Annotated in this window: 13 protein-coding genes; 4 read left to right on the forward strand and 9 right to left on the reverse strand. The window is 38.4% G+C overall.

Translation table 11 applies throughout. The features are described 5' to 3' along the window. Positions 1-101: 101 nt before the first annotated feature. The 5 genes from ABE954_RS11655 to ABE954_RS11675 all read right to left on the reverse strand — a co-directional run bounded on the left by ABE954_RS11655 (position 102) and on the right by ABE954_RS11675 (position 5678). Positions 102-314, reverse strand: coding sequence for a hypothetical protein (locus tag ABE954_RS11655; RefSeq protein ID WP_042843838.1), 213 nt, complete (start codon positions 312-314; stop codon positions 102-104). Next, positions 307-858, reverse strand: coding sequence for a PadR family transcriptional regulator (locus ABE954_RS11660; RefSeq protein ID WP_042843839.1), 552 nt, complete (start codon positions 856-858; stop codon positions 307-309). Before ABE954_RS11660 ends, ABE954_RS11655 begins: the two co-directional genes overlap by 8 nt. A gap of 231 nt (positions 859-1089) precedes the next feature. Continuing rightward, on the reverse strand, positions 1090-2238 hold the full coding sequence (gene tyrP, locus ABE954_RS11665) for a tyrosine transporter TyrP (protein ID WP_230232918.1): 1149 nt from the start codon (positions 2236-2238) through the stop codon (positions 1090-1092). Between the two features lie 81 nt (positions 2239-2319). Beyond that, complete coding sequence (locus tag ABE954_RS11670) at positions 2320-4260, reverse strand: aspartate aminotransferase family protein (protein WP_371025457.1); 1941 nt, start codon at positions 4258-4260, stop codon at positions 2320-2322. A gap of 407 nt (positions 4261-4667) precedes the next feature. Then, positions 4668-5678 (reverse strand): NAD(P)H-quinone oxidoreductase, encoded by a 1011-nt coding sequence (locus ABE954_RS11675; RefSeq protein WP_370661194.1) that lies wholly within the window; start codon positions 5676-5678, stop codon positions 4668-4670. A 365-nt stretch (positions 5679-6043) separates the two neighbouring features. On the opposite strand from ABE954_RS11675, the gene ABE954_RS11680 reads away from it, so the two are divergent. Further along, on the forward strand, positions 6044-6799 hold the full coding sequence (locus ABE954_RS11680; RefSeq protein WP_042843842.1) for an FNR family transcription factor: 756 nt from the start codon (positions 6044-6046) through the stop codon (positions 6797-6799). Positions 6800-6924: 125 nt separating this feature from the next. Then, positions 6925-7872 carry a universal stress protein UspE gene (uspE, locus tag ABE954_RS11685; protein WP_048607154.1) on the forward strand — a complete coding sequence of 316 codons (948 nt, stop codon included), beginning with the start codon at positions 6925-6927 and terminating at the stop codon, positions 7870-7872. Positions 7873-8157: 285 nt separating this feature from the next. On the opposite strand, the gene ABE954_RS11690 is transcribed toward uspE, so the two are convergent. The 3 genes from ABE954_RS11690 to pntA all read right to left on the reverse strand — a co-directional run bounded on the left by ABE954_RS11690 (position 8158) and on the right by pntA (position 12456). Further along, positions 8158-9171: a hypothetical protein gene (locus ABE954_RS11690; protein ID WP_371025458.1), complete on the reverse strand. Its 1014-nt coding sequence runs from the start codon at positions 9169-9171 to the stop codon at positions 8158-8160. A gap of 353 nt (positions 9172-9524) precedes the next feature. Continuing rightward, positions 9525-10913: a Re/Si-specific NAD(P)(+) transhydrogenase subunit beta gene (gene pntB / locus ABE954_RS11695; RefSeq protein WP_042844348.1), complete on the reverse strand. Its 1389-nt coding sequence runs from the start codon at positions 10911-10913 to the stop codon at positions 9525-9527. A gap of 13 nt (positions 10914-10926) precedes the next feature. Next, positions 10927-12456, reverse strand: a complete 1530-nt coding sequence (pntA, locus tag ABE954_RS11700; protein WP_371025459.1) for a Re/Si-specific NAD(P)(+) transhydrogenase subunit alpha — start codon at positions 12454-12456, stop codon at positions 10927-10929. Between the two features lie 385 nt (positions 12457-12841). On the opposite strand from pntA, the gene ydgH reads away from it, so the two are divergent. After that, entirely contained in the window at positions 12842-13792 is a 951-nt protein-coding gene (gene ydgH, locus ABE954_RS11705) for a DUF1471 family protein YdgH (RefSeq protein WP_071548056.1), read from the forward strand. A 363-nt stretch (positions 13793-14155) separates the two neighbouring features. Then, on the forward strand, positions 14156-15496 hold the full coding sequence (locus ABE954_RS11710; RefSeq protein WP_371025900.1) for an amino acid permease: 1341 nt from the start codon (positions 14156-14158) through the stop codon (positions 15494-15496). A gap of 294 nt (positions 15497-15790) precedes the next feature. On the opposite strand, the gene hrpA is transcribed toward ABE954_RS11710, so the two are convergent. After that, positions 15791-19693 (reverse strand): ATP-dependent RNA helicase HrpA, encoded by a 3903-nt coding sequence (hrpA, locus tag ABE954_RS11715; RefSeq protein WP_048607147.1) that lies wholly within the window; start codon positions 19691-19693, stop codon positions 15791-15793. Between the last annotated feature and the right edge of the window lie 188 nt (positions 19694-19881).

Genomic DNA, 19881 nt, shown 5'->3' on the forward strand with positions numbered 1-19881 from the left:
TCCTCTGGAGTTTTTTATTGGTTTATCAATAAAATAAGTTACCCTATCAATAATTATTTATAAAATACTTTTTTTAATAGCCTAAATACTAAACAAGCTTTTTAGTATTTTAATTTTTGTTTTTTATTTTTTGCACGTTTAAAATAAGAAGTTGGCACACTAGGGCAAACGACTTCTTTGAATTTTACGTCTTTATTTGAAGGTTGTATTGCTTCACCGTCAGCGGGTGTTGAGGCTTTATTCTTCTGTGTTTTGTTAGTATCTTTCATATATGATTGCTCATTCACTTGTATAATATCATTTGTTTTAGCCATTTGATTTTCCTTCTGTCACTAATACTGCATTCACTTGTTCTATTCTTTCTACTGCTCGATTGATGATCTCAACCACTTTAGTCGATTCATCCTTCGTCAATTGTTGAAGAACAATTTTATGCCTTAACAATGATTTAAATTTATCTACTGCACATTCAATTTCATTAGCAAACTGATTTCCGGCTTTCAATTCCTGTGCATATTTTAATTTTAGCTGAACTTCAGCTAAAATCTCAGCTTTGAGCAATAAAAAACACCGCCCTTCAGGTGTGATCACATAGCATTTACGGCCTTTCCCGTTATCTTTACCCTCTGTGATAAAACCTAATTCTTCTAACAAAGTCAAAGTTGGATATATCACCCCTGGGCTTGGGCAATAAAAACCAGCGGTTTCTTCCCCAATTTTTTTAATTAGGTCATAACCATAGTTTATTCCCCCTGTCAGTAAATGTAAGATATATATCCTCAACTGTTTTGGGTTGAACATGCGACTGACACTTTTGCCATTACATAAGCATGACCCTGACTGCGGTTCCCTTATCATTAAAACTCTCAGTGGTTATTCGCTATCAAAACCGATATATCTAACATAATAGCCATTTTTACAGAAAATGCTAGCTTTAGATATATCGGTTTTTCTCATATCGTGCTAATGATAATCATTCGTATATAAATCATACCAGCAATGTCGAGATAATATAGTGAAAAAATGCGATAAACTGACGATGAAGAAACCAGCCATTAAAATATGACTGGTTTACAATAAGAATGGTAATTAGCCTATATTAGGTAATATATTGAAAACTATACCTAACTGAACACCTATAACGATAATACCACAAATGAATACCAGTGATAACCCTAACCCGCCACCTAAGACTTGATACTTACGTTGATTTAATGCTCTGGATTTAAACGCCATCGCACTAGGTAATAACAACGCCAATATTGAAAGTGCTATCGCGGCATAGCCTAACGCCATCACAAACCCTTTCGGATAGAACAAGGCAAAAACTAGTGGTGGAGCAAAAGTCAGTATTCCGGTTTGTAAACGCCCTGATGCGTTATCTTGCCGTTTGAACAAATCCGCTAAGAAATCAAATAACCCTAATGCAACACCGAGGAATGACGTTGCTAAAGCGAGACTCATAAACATTTGAGCAACCAGTTCGGTTCTTTCAGATTGCGCTACATTTTTAATAGCATCTAACAGCCCGTTTAACCCTGCATTTTCAGCAAGAATACCCACGAAGGTCGTTGTACCTATACTTCCAAGAGTTGCTATTTGCCATAATATATAAGCGATTAAAGGAATAGCACTACCAATGATAAATATGATCCGTAATTTTTTTACGTCTCCTCCCATATATTTAACAATACTAGGCACACTACCATGGAAGCCAAAAGAGGTAAAAAATACCGGAATAGCAGATAATATCAGTACCTTTTCAGTCGGCGCCGACAGCAAATTTTGCTGTTCTACATGTGGTATCATTAACGCCAAAATAATCACTAAAAATACAATTTTTGCTGTAAACAATATACGGTTAATAAAATCTACCGATGACGTGCCAAAACAAACTACCCCGCCGCCGATTACTGTGAATAGCACGATCCCCATCCAATCAGCCATTTCAATGGCCAAACTGCTGTTTAAATTTGATGTGATAATTTCCCCTGCACCACTAACGTAAGCTGCTGTCAGAGCATACATCAGAAACATCATGCTAAAACCGGTAATAAACTTACCGCCTGAACCTAAATAGCGCTGAGCAACACTCCCGATCCCCGTTTCATGGGATTCATGTTGATAAACTTCAACCAATAATAATGCGGTGTAACACATCAATGCCCATAACACTAATAGCATGGCTAAACTGGCCATAAAACCATTGCCAGCGGCTGCAATTGGCATAGCCAACATACCTGCGCCAATCGTAGTACCTGCAACAATAAAAACACTACCAAGCGTGCGATTTTTCATATTGAGATCCTAGCAAGTCAATTAAACACTAATTTTATAATTGGAATGATTGAGTTTATTTTCTTCATCAACGAGTTGTTGTAGCTTGTCTGCAAAGATATTTTTTAATTCCGCCCAGTAATTATCGAAATGCCCTTTATCTCGTAAACAGTGAGTCATAATTGCCGCCCTTAATACATATACTGAACGGACCTTCTGCCACTCTTCATCTGAAAAATGTGCGTCTCGGCATAGTTTTAACGGAGTATCTCCATATTCTTCATGAGTTAACGAAGTTGAGGATGTTAGAAAATCATTAGAATAAGTGCGCCCTGAAGCATACGAACACAGCTCATATAACCGTTTATTTAATTGGTTTTGCTTTTCTAATGATGTGTTGCCTGATTCGCGGAACATAAAATTCACCATGTGGAAATCAGGTGCGGGCATTGCAGCAATTGAAAATTGACGGTCGCCAATAATAAATGGCTCACATTGGTTAATTTCCTGAATTATCCAATGAGCCGTCGTTACTCCTGCCGCGATCACCTTCCCATAGCCTAAAAGATTTAGCGGCACTAAACGATGTGCCGCCCATACCGCAGCTGCGGTTGCCCCAGATTTTGAACCTTCCATAATAGAAGAGCCAAGCAACACATTCTGTACTTTGTCCGTTTTACGCTGTTTTTCTTGTACTTCCTCAAATACATAAGCAGCATGATAAGAAATCAAATCGACAATGCGCTTATCTTTCATACAAATAGCGCCAGCTGAATAAGGAATGAAACCAACTTTATGCGGGTCAACAGTAATAGAGTCGGCTTGGTTTAGTGCTTTAAAACTCTCGTATACCTCAGGCTTCGGCCAAACGATCTCTTTAGGGAATATCCCTTCACTATGATAGCGTTTAATTAGTGCATCATAATCAATGAATTGGTTATTTTCATCACGGAACATTGCACAAGCATACCCCACATAAGCTGCATCAATATGCACATAAAATGAAACCCCGAAACGCTGTTCGCATTCCTCACGTAACTTAATGACTTCTTTAATGTTATCAATTGATCCGGTTTCTGTTGTACCCACAACAGCAACCACAGCAAGGATCGGTTCACCCCGCTCTATCAATGAAAAGACCGTTTCACGCATTTTTTGTACATCAGTTCGGTAACTTTCATCGACGGGTAACTGGACGATGTTCTGTTGACCTAAACCAAGAATATCCATCGCTTTCATCCATGAATAATGCTTGGATTGCGGCACTAATAATTTACCTAATTTTCCTTGCTCAATACCAACACCACGGCACGTTAAATCACGAACCTCTTCAAAAATGTGGCGTTTTTTTAATTCATCAATTAAGTCCAATATTTTACTAACCGGCAAATTCAGTAATTCTTTTTCTGATTTACCATTCAGTAAATGTTGTGCTTCTGGGTGTTGCGCAACAGCTAATGGTAACGTTTTGATGTTTCGTGCCACCCATAACCCTTCATAATTGGCCACCGTACCACCAGAGGTAATATGCCCCCAAGCTTGTTGTACGTCATAGCCAAACATAGCGCATAAATCTAAACCAGCTTCTACTTCTAATACCGTTGTTGTAGGTGAAGATTCTTGTGCACAGTTATTGGGGTTGTACATCATCGCCATCACATAAGCGAGATTAGAGATCATCAGTGTATCGGCATTCATATGCCCCATATAACGGGGTGAAAACCAAGGAACAGATGTTGTTTTTAGCTTTGAAGAGAGTTGGTTAAGAATACCCTCGGTACGGTATAATGTATCCCTATATTCAGGGGCATACCGGTCAACAGTAGAGATAAGGTCAGGGTCTTCAGGGTGGTATCCTGAACGCCAATGCATGTGCTCTGTGATGGAATACTCCATCATCTCTTTGAAAAACACCGCATTTTCTGATTTAGGGCCTAAGAACAAGGCATCGACATTCATTTTTGAATTTTTAAAATTATTCATTATTACTACACCTTCAAACTACAAATAACTTACGTTAATTGTCTTTAAGTTAATTAACTTAATATCATTGGAAAGTGCATAACGGGCTGTGTGTTTAAAAGACATCAATATGTTAATGATATACATTTTTTAAATATCATTTAACAAGAAAATATTGATAGACAAACCGTTAATGGCCAACTTATCTATAGATATAATCTATTCCTATTAAATTATTAATAAACTAATAAGAATTTCGTTCGAAATTGTGGGCGGGGACAAAAAATCAATAATTATTTAGCTGTAAAGAGATATTTACGGTAAAAAGACTTGATAGTGTAAATTATTTGTTATAAATGACAAGTGCTTTCACTACTAGCACATGCCATCAGCCAGTAGTGAAAACGCCAAGAAAAAAAAACAAATAATTAATTGTTTAATAAAACTATTTTACCCAGCAAATCACCAGATTCCATATGTTGATGGGCTTCTTTTACCTGTGTCAATTGGTACACTTTGTTAATAATTGGTTTTATTTTACCTTTTTGCAACATATCCCAAACTTGTGTTTTAAGATCTGTTGCAATCAATGCTTTTTCTTCAGTTGAACGGGAACGCATTGTTGAACCTGTATGAACTAATCGTTTTACCATTAACGGCATCATATTTAATTGTTTAGGGTTACCTTTCATCATGCCAATTTGAATAATCCGGCCAAATTTAGCGGCTACCTGATAGTTTTTCTCGACATAATCACCGCCTATAATATCCACCACCATATCAACCCCTCGTGATAAGGTGTAATTTAAAGCCGCTTCAACAAAATCATCGGTTTTATAATTAATGACACAATCAGCTCCTAGCTTTTTGGCTGCGTCAACTTTTTCTTCTGAACCAACAGTGGTGATCACTACTGCACCAAATGCTTTCGCTAACATAATCGCAACACTACCAATGCCGGATGTTCCTCCATGAATAAGTACCGATTCATCTTTTTTTAACTTACCAATTTGGAACACATTGGCCCAAACTGTGAAAAAGTTTTCTGGAATGCAGGCGCCTTCAATAAAAGATAATGAACCTAGCGGCAACGCTATGTCCTTATGTACTAAGCAATATTGCGCATACCCTCCACCTGCGACTAATGCACAAAGCTTATCGCCTAATTGCCACTCATCAACGTCATCAGCTTTAGCTACAACAGTTCCAGCAACTTCAAGTCCCATAATTGGCGATGCATCTGTAGGCGGTGGATAAGCCCCTTTTCTTTGAAAAATATCCGGTCGATTAACCCCTGCGGCCTCGACTTTTACTAACATATAACCTGCAGAAATTCTTGGTAGTGGTTTTTCTATTAATTGCAATTTTTCAGGCCCACCAGGTTCTATAATGTCAACAGCGGTCATTGTCGTCGGTAAAGATGGTTGAGCGTGTATCATCATAATCTCCCTTCTTAAAGTTAAGTTGAAAAATTGATATTTATAAATTTATTTTTGTGTTAAATTAATGCTAATTAGTTTAGTATTTATAGCTTGAAAGTCATATTTCTAAGTAATTATTATCGAAGTGATAGCAATCACCTTTTTTACTGTTTAGAGGTCAAAATTTAATCTACATCAAATTTAATCTTTAATAATCTTCTTTAATTTAGCATTAACGTCTAAATACGCTAACAATTAGCTCCTCTCTAATTGGCTTTTTTATCTATTAAGTCGATTCTGTCATACATTACTACTTACCAGTCTCATTATCTTATGTTAAAATTGACGCATATCAATAATTTTAACTTGATTGAGCCTTAAATATGATCCCAGAAAAAAGAGTTGTTCGTCGCATCCAGTCTGGTGGTTGTGCTATTCATTGTCAGGACTGCAGTATTAGCCAACTTTGCATTCCTTTTACACTGAATGAACATGAACTGGATCAACTTGATAATATCATCGAGCGCAAAAAGCCTATCCAAAAAGGCCAAGCTTTATTTAAAGCTGGTGATGAGTTGCGCTCATTATATGCCATTCGCTCCGGTACAATAAAAAGCTACACAATAACTGAGGAAGGCGATGAGCAAATTACCGGTTTCCACTTAGCTGGTGACCTTGTTGGTTTTGATGCCATTATTCATACACAGCACCCAAGTTTTGCACAAGCACTTGAAACCTCAATGGTTTGTGAAATCCCATTTGAAACATTAGATGACTTATCAGGCAAAATGCCTAATTTACGTCAACAAATTATGCGATTAATGAGCGGTGAAATTAAAGGTGATCAGGAAATGATCCTTTTACTGTCCAAGAAAAATGCTGAAGAACGATTAGCTGCATTTATTCTTAATTTATCTCATCGTTTTGCAGAGCGTGGTTTTTCACCAAGAGAATTTAGGCTAACCATGACTCGTGGTGATATTGGTAATTATCTCGGTCTAACCGTTGAAACTATTAGCCGTCTTTTAGGTCGTTTTCAAAAAAGTGGTATGCTTAGCGTCAAAGGCAAGTACATTACTATTGAAGATATGACGAAGCTAACTGATATTGCAGGTAAAGTTACAGCTATTACATGCTAACCATCCTAAACGGATCACATTCTTAGTGGTCCGTTTTCGTTTTTTTTCCCAGATTTCTTGCCTATTTAATGCCAATATCATAGTTTATCTATGTGGAAGTATCCGTATATCGAGAGGATTTCAATATGGCAAACTATAAAAACCTGCTAGTTGCAATTGACCCAAATCAGGATGATCAACCTGCATTAAGACGTGCTGTCTACATCGTGCAGCGTAATGGTGGACGGATAAAAGCGTTTCTTCCTATCTATGATCTTTCCTATGATATGACAACATTACTCTCCCCTGAAGAGCGTAATGCAATGCGTAAAGGGGTCATTAGCCAAAAAGCGGCCTGGATTAAACAACAAGCCCATTTTTACCTTGAAGCTGGGATTGATATTGAAATTAAAGTTATTTGGCATAACAAGCCATATGAGGCCATTATCCAAGAGGTTATTAGTGGAGAACACGACCTGCTACTGAAAATGGCACATCAAACCGACAATTTTGAATCAATAATTTTTACCCCACTCGACTGGCATCTACTTCGTAAATGCCCTGCGCCAGTTTGGATGGTAAAAGATAAAGTTTGGCCTGATCATGGCTCAGTTGTAGTGGCCGTAAACTTATCAAATGAAGAATCCTACCACGACGATCTCAATATTAAACTGGTTGAAAAAACTCGGGATTTAGCAACCCGTATCATTAAAGAACAAGAGATTCATTTAGTGAGCGCGTACCCTGTTGCACCGATGAATATCGCCATCGAGCTGCCGGATTTCGACCCTAGCCTATACAATAACGCTCTTCGAGGCCAACACCTAATCGCGATGAAGGAATTACGCCAAAAGTTTGCTATCGATGAAAAATACACTCATGTCCGTGAAGGGCTACCTGAAAAAATAATTCCCGATATGTGTGAAGAACTACACGCCGGTGTAGTTGTATTGGGGATTTTAGGCCGTACAGGGATTTCTGCTGCCTTTTTAGGTAATACAGCTGAGCATGTGATTGATAAACTCAAATGTGACTTATTAGCCATAAAACCGGATGGCTTTGTATGTCCTATCAGTGCAGCTGATGATGATTGATTTCACTTCCCCCCATTTTTAATGGGGGTTCCTATTAACACTTATTTCTACATTAAATAGCGGCCAAGCTTTCATCGGGTTGTAAATGACTTGATTAAACCTATCAAGCTCTACCTCATCTCAGGCTTATATTGTAAAACCATCTTTCAATATTTTGTCGTCATCAGTAGTAAATTATCCCCCTGTAAAACAGGGGGAATAATAAAGATGTAAAAGCAATTTAAATAAGCTAAAACCATCATAAAAAATACAATTTGCTCAAAGTTGAGCAGATTTGGAAATATTTTACATAGAAATTTTCACAAATAAAGGAGCGGATTTTATAGTATTATTGATTTCCTCTGTTTTAGCATAAGCCACATCAGCATCAGTTGTATTAAAAATCACAACACAATCAATTAATTTATTCTCTAAAAAACCAATGAAATCATTTTTATTCACTACGCCAAACGTGATGTTATTATCCAAACCTGAAATGACTTTATTGCTATTTTCATAATTATCTATATCCTTAACAACCTTATTAGCCAAATTAATATATGATGTTTTCAGATTAAATACTTTTTTTCTGGTATCTAAAGTTCGATTATGCTCTACTCGCTCAAACTCAGTCATTTCTTTACTATTTAATTCTTCATTTAATCTACTAATATTAGCATTTAATTCCACCATATCTCTTTCAAAATTACTTATATGTCTAAGATGATTTGGCCCAGTATATTCCCCATTTTTTTCATAGTTATTTATCGCGGAATAATTTTTGTTAGCCTTATACAATAATTCCCCATGCTTACGGTAAAGAAGTGTAGCTTCAAGCTCCACATTGATTAAATACCTTTCAACATCATAAGGTAGGTCAGACAATATTTTTCGTAGTTCACTCCCTATTGCAGGGATATTATCGAACTTATCGAACATCCCTTTTAGCTTTGTAGATCGTTCCAAAATTGAAGTAGCAGCCTTTTTTCGAGAGCCTGGATTATCAATATAACCTCTTATTTCAGATATTAATTTATTATGAGTATCTATGCTACCCTTTAATTCATTATAATGATTATCAATCTGTTCAAGATACTCCTTAACTAATCTATATTCTTCAGGCTTAAGTATTTCACTCTTTCCTTGGAGGTCTACCTTCAAGATACGTTGGCGTTCTGGCTCATTTTTTGCCATATGTTTTTCATATAGCTCAGTTATTTCTCGCACATATGAAATATTATTATTTGTAGAAATTATGGAACATTCTAAATCAATAATATAATTAGCCTGAGTAGCTTTATCAAACATAGCATTTTTCATTTTAAAACTCCGTTTTAAGAAAATAAAAAAGTAAGAGCAGGAAAAACAATAATACATTAAATACCCAAAAACAAATTTAATATTCGTATATTACGCACATTAAAATAACAATAAAAAAATACCATTATCACAATGAATGATTATTTCAAATAGATAATAAGACATTTGATGATGTATGATTTTATTTTCCATCTAAACTTTAAAGTTAAATAATGTATCTAATACCTTATTTAATAAAGCCATATCCAGTTTTATGCTTAATATATTAACAAGGCTTAACACCATAAAAGTGGGGCTACTGGTATCGACCAATAGCCCCATTATATTAATTAAACGTTTTAATTATTTAGTAGTTATAGTGCACGTAAGATGGCATCAACGCTATCTTTCGCATCACCAAATAACATTTGGGTATTTTCTTTAAAGAATAATGGGTTTTGTACACCGGCATAACCTGTATTCATCGAACGCTTGAATACAATGACATTACTCGCTTTCCAAACCTCAAGCACTGGCATCCCAGCTATTGGGCTATTTGGGTCCTCTTGTGCCGCAGGGTTAACTGTATCGTTAGCACCAATAACTAGCACAGTATCGGTATCAGAAAAATCGTCATTAATTTCATCCATTTCTAATACAACATCGTAAGGAACTTTCGCTTCCGCCAATAATACGTTCATATGCCCTGGTAAGCGCCCAGCAACTGGGTGGATACCAAAACGAACTTTGACCCCACGTTCCCGCAACTTAGTGGTAATATCAGCAACAGGATATTGAGCTTGCGCCACAGCCATACCATAACCCGGAGTGATGATCACTGATGTTGAGTTTTTTAGCATTTCAGCGACTTCTTCCGCTGACGTTTCACGATACTCGCCCATCTCTTCTTCAGAGCCAGTCGATGACCCATCGGTACCAAACCCCCCCGCAATAACACTAATAAATGAGCGGTTCATTGCCTTACACATAATATAAGACAGAATTGCACCTGAGGAACCAACCAATGCACCAGTTACGATCAGTAAGTCATTACTTAACATAAAGCCTGCCGCCGCTGCTGCCCAACCTGAGTATGAGTTAAGCATCGAAACAACGACTGGCATATCAGCACCACCAATAGAGGCGACCAAGTGCCAACCAAAAGCTAATGCGATCACAGTCATGATTAACATTAAGAACACTTGTAAACCAACGCTTTGGGTCTTAACGAAAATCACTAACAAAATAAATGAAACAACCAGTGCCGCTAAGTTAAGTTTATGTCTATTTGGCAACATCATCGGTTTAGATGACATTTTGCCTGACAACTTGCCGTAAGCCACAACCGAGCCCGTAAAGGTCACCGCACCAATAAAGATACCTAAGAAAACCTCAGTTAAATGAATATTTTCCATTACGACATCAGCATGTGCTTCACTTGCGATAAAGCTATTGAAACCGACTAGTACCGCAGCTAAACCAACAAAGCTATGTAAAATAGCCACCAGTTCAGGCATTTCCGTCATTTCAACTTTTTTTGCTAAACGGACTCCAATCACGGCACCAATCACCATGGCAACGATCATCCAGCCCACATTTGCGCTATGGGGACCTAATATGGTAGCAACGAGTGCGATAGCCATCCCCACGATGCCATAAGTGTTCCCTCTTTGAGAACTTTCATGGCGCGATAGCCCCGCAAGGCTAAAAATAAATAGGATAGCAGCAACAATGTAAGCCGCTGTCACAATTCCACTTGACAACATAAGTTACCCCTTATCCTTTACGAAACATTTTTAACATGCGTTGAGTTACTGTGAACCCACCGAAAATATTGATACTTGCTATCAATATGGCAATAAAGGATAAGAAGCTTACCCAGCCACCACTCCCTATTTGGAGTAAGGCACCGACAACAATAATCCCTGAGATTGCATTCGTGACTGACATTAATGGTGTATGTAATGCATGAGTCACATTCCAAACCACGTAATAACCTACAACACAAGCAAGTGCAAATACCGTGAAGTGTGATAAAAACTCTTTTGGCGCTGAATTGGCAAACCAACCAAATAATACAATTGCTAATGTCATCAAGCCATATTTCACCACTGGCGACATCTTTTTCTCAGGCGCTTTAACCTTTTCAACTGGTTGCGGCTTCGCCTGCGGTTGAGCAGATACCTGAATTGGAGGTGCTGGCCAAGTGATTTCCCCTTGTTTGATCACCGTTACACCACGAATAACGAGGTCGTCGAAATCGATATCAATTTCACCATTTTTATCTTTACACAATAATTTCATTAAGTTAACAAGGTTAGTACCATATAACTGTGATGATTGTGTTGGTAGGCGGCTTGGTAAATCTGTGTAACCAATAATTTTCACACCATTATCGGTAACAACTAGCTTATCAGCTTGAGTTAACTCACAGTTCCCCCCCGTTTGTGCGGCTAAATCCACAACCACACTTCCCGGCTTCATTGATTCGACCATTTCTTTAGTAATCAATTTAGGAGCAGGTTTTCCAGGGATCAGAGCAGTAGTGACAATAATATCCACGTCTTTAGCTTGAGCCGCGAATAATTCCATCTCAGCCTTGATAAAGGCTTCTGACATCACTTTCGCATAACCATCGCCGCTTCCAGCTTCTTCTTTAAAGTCCAATTCAAGGAACTCAGCGCCCATACTTTGGACTTGCTCTTTCACCTCTGGGCGAGTGTCGAATGCACGAACAATCGCACCAAGGCTGCCAGCCGCGCCAATAGCCGCAAGCCCAGCAACCCCAGCCCCGATGACCATGACTTTTGCTGGCGGAACCTTACCTGCTGCGGTAATTTGACCAGTAAAAAAGCGACCAAATTCATGGGCAGCTTCAACAATCGCACGATAACCGGCAATATTTGCCATTGAGCTTAGCGCATCAAGTGATTGTGCTCTTGAAATACGAGGGACTGCATCCATAGCCATCACATTAATATTACGCGCTTGTAGAGCATCCATTAGCGCAGCATTTTGAGCTGGCCAAATAAAGCTCACCAGTGTCGCTCCCTCTTTTAATAACGGTATTTCATCTTCCAGTGGAGCGTTGACTTTAAAAACAATATCAGCTGCAAATGCAGTGTCACGATCAACTATTTCTGCACCTATCTGCTCGTATGCTACATCATCAAAACTCGCTAAGTGCCCTGCGTCTTGTTCTACACAGACAGAAAAACCCAACTTTACTAGTTGAGTCACTGTTGAAGGTGTAGCAGCAACACGCGCTTCATTGGCAAGTCGTTCTCTTGGTATACCAATACGCATAATGTTCCCTTTTTAAAGCCTAAAGTAATGTTGTTGATTGAATGTTTGCTAAAATAATGACCATCATCACAGAGAAAAGTCTTATTTTGTGTATAAACAGATTTTTAATGTTCTAATAACCTACTGAAAATATGCTTCTTGATCCATAATTGATCACGATTCTTAGACAGTAAATGGAATTCGCAGTGAAAATCTTAGTTTTAGGTCAATAAAATACTGGATACTTTAAAAAATCTGGTAAATTTAACTAGTCAATAATTATTTATTTCTTATAAAAAGAAAATCATGAGACAACAGGTTCAGTTACGTGTAATAATCACGTACATGTGATACAACTAAGATTCAGCACTTTTATAATAAATTGCGCAAGGCGGAAGGATTTTGTATGAAGCTGAAAACTACGGTCATCGCAGCCGCGGTGTTATCATTAACTAGTATAACTGCTACTCAGGCGGCTGTTGAATTGACGCCAAAACAGGCTACTGAATTAAAACCTTATGAGCGTATAACAGTTACCGGGCGCTTTAATGCTATCTATGAAGCATCCGATGCAGTCTCCCGTAGGGCTGATAAAATGGGGGCATATGCCTTTTACATTCAAAGCCTTGATGATGTAGGTGATAGCGGCAACATGCGTGTTGTTGCGGATGTCTACGCGAAAGATGCACCTAAAGTCGACGAACCAAAACGTCGTGTCTTTGGCGGTGTTGAAGAAATGACTAAAACTGACGCTGCACAGTACGAACCTTTCGATACTGTTACAGTTAGCGGTTTTTACCCTTCTCAACCTGACCTTTACGAAGCTATTGCAAAAAAAGCGCTCGAAAAGAATGCAGCATCATTCTATGTCGTACGTAATATTGCAATGAACGATGGTGGTAATACCTTAGCAACCGCGTACATCTATAAAAAAGATGCACCAAAACGGCAAGTTCTCAATGAAGATGCTGTTGTTCCCGCTGATTCAGATGCAGGTCGAGCGCTGCTCGCTGAAGGTGGTGAAGCGGCTAAAAAGGTAAGAATACCTGGTGTTGCTTCATCCGAAGAACCCACAACCGCGGTAGGTCGTTTCTTTGAAACTTCTAGCAGCCAACCTGGTCGAACAAGTGTAACACTACCAAGTGGCTATGTAATTGAAGAAGTCAATAAAACAGCTGCTGCACAAATGGTTCCATTTGATTCAATCACCTTCTCTGGTTACTACACAAATACACCAGAAGTACGTTATCAAATTGCAAAACGTGCTGAAGCGAAAGGTGCCAAATATTTCCATATTACAAGAGAATGGCAATCTAACGGTGGAAGTGTCACCATTAGTGCCGATTTATTTAAGTAATAAATAACGTCTCTAAAAAACCAGTCTAATTATCTAGGCTGGTTTTTTTATTTTAATAACTCAAAATGCTTGAAACCCCATCTTTACCTCTTTCTTCTGATACTTTTTCATCATTAACATAAAAGTGAATAAATCATCCAATAAAATGCATACTTTCCCATTGCATATCGGCCATTTCATTCGTAGAATCCCACAACTTAAATTACGGCAGTCAAAGTCACTAGATTATTTAAACCTGCCAGTTTAACTCATTACTGCAATGACGTTTTAACGTCATTTTAACTTTTGATTGCTAAACACTCAGGATTTACTTTGAAAAATACATTGAGCCTTACTGCACTAACCGCCCTTGTTCTTAGTTCAATGGTTGGTGCTGGTGTATTTAGCCTTCCGCAAAATATGGCCGAAGTGGCTAGTCCACTCGCTTTAATCATTGGTTGGTCTATTACAGGTGTTGGGATCTTATTTCTCGCATTTGCTCTATTACTATTGTCTCGAATACGCCCTGATCTAGATGGCGGCATTTTTACCTATGCAAAAGTTGGCTTTGGTGAACTCATCGGGTTTTGTTCTGCGTGGGGTTATTGGCTCTGTGCCGTTGTAGCAAACGTGTCCTATCTCGTTATTGTTTTTGCGGCGATCAGCTTCTTTACTGATACCCCTGATAACATTATTTTTGGTGATGGAAATACCTGGCAGGCATTGATAGGTGAATCAATACTATTGTGGTTTGTTCATTATTTAGTTCTACGAGGCGTACAAACCGCCGCCGGCATCAATAAATTAGCAACAATGGCTAAATTAGTTCCCCTTGGCTTGTTTATTGTCTTGGCGTTTTTTGCATTTAAATTAGATATCTTTAATGCAGATTTCAGCGGAATAGACCTAAAAATGCCGGTTTGGGAACAAGTCAAAGATACTATGCTAATTACCCTTTGGGTATTTATTGGTATTGAAGGTGCTGTAGTTGTTTCTGCACGCGCAAAAAACCGCAGAGATGTTGGTTTAGCAACAGTCTTTGCAGTTAGCTCAGCACTAATCATCTATATCCTTGTTACCCTACTATCACTCGGTATTATGCCTCGCGCTGAACTTGCAGAAATCAAAAATCCATCAATGGCGGCTTTGATGGTTAATTTAATGGGCTCAAGTGGTGATATCATCATTGCTGCTGGGTTAATTATTTCGGTATGCGGTGCTTATTTAAGCTGGACAATCATGGCTGCAGAAGTACCTTATATTGCGGCTCAATACCAGTCATTCCCTAAAGTTTTCAATAAATTAAATAAAAATGATGCCCCATCTTCATCATTATGGCTAACCAACGGTGCGGTACAGCTCTCACTGGTTTTAATTTGGCTCAGTGGTAGCAATTATAATACATTGCTAACAATTGCCTCTGAAATGATTTTAGTGCCTTATTTCTTGGTTGGCGCATTTTTGATGAAGGTTGCATTTGAGCGCCATAACAAAGCATTACTTGCCGTCGGATTTATTGCCAGCATCTATGGTTTATGGTTACTTTATGCATCAGGTTTAATTAACTTGCTATTATCTGTGGTGCTATATGCCCCTGGCATTCTAGTCTTTTTCTATGCTCGCCAACAACAGACCAATAAGGCCCCATTAAAAACGATAGAAATAATCATGGCTTATGCTATTGCTGTCGCAGCAATACCCGCACTCTATTATTTACTCGCATAGCGTCCATCATTTAGGTAGGCTTAGTCTAATATTATTAAGCCTACCTTCTTTGACCATATAGGCTCATCATTCTCACTGTATAAATCATCTTTTTTCGTTATCTCCCCACTCTCTTTGTTTTCAATTTCAACCTAGTTAAATGTTTATTTTGTACGAGCACAGTGGCTAATTGGATGTAATTCTTACAGTATGTTGTAACTAAATCAGGGTGAAAATAGTTTTATTAAATACGAAGCTAAATAAAAAAGCTTCGTGCCGTTAAGTACGAAGCTTTGGTAAATCAAAAGGCGATTATTACGACAATTTTTGCGATAAGCTATCCATCGTCTGAATAATTCTTTTATCTGAAATTGGATAAGGTGTCCCTAATTGCTGAGCAAACAGACTGATACGCAATTCCTCTATCATCCAGCGAACCTCTTGTACTTCAGGCATATCTTTTTGAATTGGTGTCAGTTTTGCTAACCATTGCTGCCACATATTTTGAATGTGTTCGACTTTACTCATTTGAGCCCGGTCACGATTTGGGTCAATAGCCAACTTTTCAAGGCGACGCTCAATACCATTTAAATACCGCAACACGTCGGGCAAACGTTTCCAACCATGAGCAGTGACAAAGCCTTTAAATACCAGCCCCCCCATTTGTGCTTTTATATCAGAAAGTGCTAGAGCCATCGAAAAGTCTACTCGCCCTTTCAAACGTTTACTAATTGCAAATACTGCACTAAGAATTTGCTCAACTTGCTTTGCAATAGTGACAACGACATCGTTTAATTCAGCACGAGCAAACTCTTTAAGCTTCTCAAATTGCGCTTCATCCCACACCGCTCCACCAAAATTAGCAATTAATTGGTCTACCCCACAAGAGATACAGTCATCGATTAGGTCTAAAACTTTACCATAGGGATTAAAATACAACCCTAATTTCGATTTATTCGGTAGTTTTTCATGCAAATATTTAATGGGTGATGGAATATTTAGCAATAATAACCGGCGAATACCACACCACATCGCTTGCTGTTGCTCAAATTCTGTTTCAAATACACGAATTCCTACACTGTTTTTTTCATCAACTAAGGCCGGATAGGCTTTAACTGAATACCCTCCTCGCTTTTGCTCAAAACGTTGAGGTAATTCGCCAAAACTCCAAATATGTAAACCAGATTGTTCAATCCCATCGTCAACGACCTCAGAGAGTGTTTCTTGCACTTTTTCCTTCAGGCTATTTTTCAAAATATCGAGATCTTGGCCTTCCGCAATAGTTTTATTTTTGTCGCCAATAACACGGTAAGTCATTTTTAAATGTACAGGAAGTTGGTCAAGCTGCCACGCTTCACGTTCAACAGTCACTCCAGTCATCCGACGCAATTCTTTTTCTAGCTTGTCTAACACACTACCTTCAGGTTCTGGCACACGCTCAAGAAAGGCTGAAGCATAGTTTGGCGCAGGAACGAAGTTTCTTCTAATTGGTTTGGGTAATGACTTAATTAATGCAACAATCAATTCATGCCGTAAACCTGGCACTTGCCAGTCAAAACCCATATTCTGCACCTGATTTAAAATAGCGAGAGGAATATGTACTGTCACGCCGTCTGCATCAGTGCCTGGTTCAAATTGATAGCTTAAGCGAAATTTAAGCTCCCCTTGATACCAATAATTGGGGTAATCAAGCGCCGAAACTTTACTGGCATCTTCTTTGATTAACATGCTTTTTTCAAAACTTAGCAAGTCTGCCTGCTGTTTTGACGCAGTTTTCCACCAGTTATCGAAGTGGCGTGAAGAAATCACATCATTCGGGATCCGCTGGTCATAAAAAGCAAATAAGGTTTCATCGTCAACTAATATGTCACGTCGACGTGATTTATGTTCTAAATCCTCAACTTCAGATAACAGTTTAAGGTTTTCTTTAAAAAATGCGTGACGCGTTACCCAGTCCCCTTCTACTAAGGCGTGCCGAATAAATAACTCACGACATAATAAAGGGTCAATGTTGCCATAATTCACTTTCCGCGCTGAAACAATCGGTAATCCATATAAGGTCACTTTCTCTGATGCCATTACCGCACCTTCAGATTTTGACCAATGGGGTTCACTATAGCTATACTTCGTCAAATGCTCTGCTAATGGTTCAATCCACTCAACATCAATAGAAGCCGCAATTCTCCCCCATAATTTTGATGTTTCAACTAACTCTGCAACCATTGCCCATTTAGGGGGCTTTTTGAATAAACCTGAGCCAGGAAAAATGGTGAATCGCGCATTCCTTGCTCCAGTATATTCTGGTTTATCAACATCCTTTTGCCCGATATGTGAAAGTAACCCAGCCAATAAAGAAATATGGATACTACGAAAATCAGCTGCTGAGCTATTAATCGCAAAACCTTGTTCTTTTACAACTTGCCTTAGTTGCGTATATAAGTCTTGCCATTCACGAATACGTAAATAATTTAAAAACTCTTGTTTGCACATTTTCCTAAATTGAGCGTTAGACAGCTGTGTTTGTTGCTCTTTCAGGTAATCCCAAAGGTTTAAAAAAGCCAAAAAGTCTGATTGTTTGTCATGGAAGCGACGATGTTTTTCATCAGAAGCTTGTTGCTTATCCAAAGGCCTTTCTCTTGGATCTTGGATTGAAAGCGCAGAAACTATGACCATCGTTTCCCTAATGGCACCATGTTTTCTCGCCTCAATAACCATACGAGCTAACCTCGGGTCAACAGGCAGTTGGGCTAATTGACGACCTGTATCTGTTAATTGGTAGCCCTTATCTGCCTGCCTATGAGGTTTAATTGCCCCGAGCTCCTCCAACAGTTTTACGCCATCTTGTATATTACGTTTATCAGGAGCCTCTACAAATGGGAATGCAGAAATATCACCAAGGCCTATAGAAGTCATTTGCAAAATAACTGAGGCTAAATTGGTCCGTAATATTTCCGGGTCAGTAAACTCCGCTCGTGAAAGAAAATCCTCTTCCGAATATAGGCGAATACAGATACCATCAGAAACACGCCCACAACGCCCTTTTCGTTGATTCGCAGAAGCTTGTGAAATGGCCTCGACAGGCAAACGTTGCACTTTTGTTCGATAACTATAACGACTGATCCGTGCATAACCTGTATCAATTACATATTTGATACCAGGTACTGTTAATGATGTTTCTGCTACGTTGGTCGCTAAAATAATTCGCCTTCCTCCATGAGGATGGAAAATACGATTTTGTTCTGTATTAGAGAGCCTTGCAAACAAAGGAAGAATTTCAGTGTGACGTAATGACAACTTTGATAAAGCATCAGCAGTATCACGTATTTCACGTTCACCACTCATGAATATCAGAATATCACCATTACCTTCTAGTGATAATTCGTTAACAGCATCAACAATCCCATCAATTTGGTCACGGTCACTGTCATTATCTCCGCCAACAATTGGGCGATAACGCACTTCTACAGGGTAAGTACGCCCAGATACCTCAACAATTGGCGCATGATTGAAGTGCTTCGAGAACCTTTCAGGATCAATAGTTGCTGAAGTAATAATAACTTTTAAATCAGGGCGTTTGGGTAATAATTGACGCAAATACCCTAAAATGAAGTCAATATTTAAGCTTCTCTCATGTGCTTCATCGATAATAATCGTATCGTATTGTAGGAGTAATTTGTCATTCTGCAGCTCTGCAAGGAGGATACCGTCCGTCATCAATTTAATTTGGGTGGTTTCACTCACTTGGTCACTAAAACGGACTTTATAACCCACATTAGTGCCCAATTCACACTCTAATTCTTGTGCTAACCGAGAAGCAACTGACCTAGCAGCAAGGCGACGCGGTTGGGTATGGCCAATATAGCCGAGTACACCTCGTCCAAGTTCAAGACAGATTTTTGGAATTTGGGTTGTTTTACCTGAGCCAGTTTCACCTGCAATAATAACCACTTGATGTTTTTTAATCGCATCAAAAATAACATCTTTTTTCTGGCTGACCGGTAAATTATCAGGGTAAACAATTTTAGGTGGATTTAACCTTTTGGCTAACACCTTCTGCTTAGCCGTTTCAATATCCGACTTAATGATATCAAGTACAGCTGAACGCGATTTTTCATCTTGAATTTTCGCGACTCCATGCACTCTTTTTTTCAGTAACCATTGGTCACGTAATGAAGTTTGTCCAATATCAGCGTTTAATGCTGTCAGTATGGATTTCACTTTTTAATCCTTATATTTTTAATTACAATTACGATAGTCATTAAACTTCGCCGTTTAGAAGTAGCATTTAGATTAGGTTTTGATTGTTGTTATTACATAAAAATACCATCATTTTTTTTGAAGTAAGCTATCTAATTTTCTTTCTATCAATCAGTTATGTATCACGTATGATTAGAGTAAAGTAATAC

Origin of the sequence: Providencia sp. TYF-12, from assembly GCF_041344805.1 — a bacterium.
In the GTDB taxonomy this organism is placed as follows: domain Bacteria; phylum Pseudomonadota; class Gammaproteobacteria; order Enterobacterales; family Enterobacteriaceae; genus Providencia; species Providencia huashanensis.

Excerpts from the sequence above, each read along its gene's own strand:
- ABE954_RS11655 (WP_042843838.1), bottom strand. The coding sequence starts at position 314 with ATGGCTAAAACAAATGATATTATACAAGTGAATGAGCAATCATATATG.
- ABE954_RS11660 (WP_042843839.1), bottom strand. The coding sequence starts at position 858 with ATGATAAGGGAACCGCAGTCAGGGTCATGCTTATGTAATGGCAAAAGT.
- tyrP (WP_230232918.1), bottom strand. The coding sequence starts at position 2,238 with ATGTTGGCTATGCCAATTGCAGCCGCTGGCAATGGTTTTATGGCCAGT.
- ABE954_RS11670 (WP_371025457.1), bottom strand. The coding sequence starts at position 4,260 with ATGAATAATTTTAAAAATTCAAAAATGAATGTCGATGCCTTGTTCTTA.
- ABE954_RS11675 (WP_370661194.1), bottom strand. The coding sequence starts at position 5,678 with ATGATACACGCTCAACCATCTTTACCGACGACAATGACCGCTGTTGAC.
- ABE954_RS11680 (WP_042843842.1), top strand. The coding sequence starts at position 6,044 with ATGATCCCAGAAAAAAGAGTTGTTCGTCGCATCCAGTCTGGTGGTTGT.
- uspE (WP_048607154.1), top strand. The coding sequence starts at position 6,925 with ATGGCAAACTATAAAAACCTGCTAGTTGCAATTGACCCAAATCAGGAT.
- ABE954_RS11690 (WP_371025458.1), bottom strand. The coding sequence starts at position 9,171 with ATGAAAAATGCTATGTTTGATAAAGCTACTCAGGCTAATTATATTATT.
- pntA (WP_371025459.1), bottom strand. The coding sequence starts at position 12,456 with ATGCGTATTGGTATACCAAGAGAACGACTTGCCAATGAAGCGCGTGTT.
- ydgH (WP_071548056.1), top strand. The coding sequence starts at position 12,842 with ATGAAGCTGAAAACTACGGTCATCGCAGCCGCGGTGTTATCATTAACT.
- ABE954_RS11710 (WP_371025900.1), top strand. The coding sequence starts at position 14,156 with ATGGTTGGTGCTGGTGTATTTAGCCTTCCGCAAAATATGGCCGAAGTG.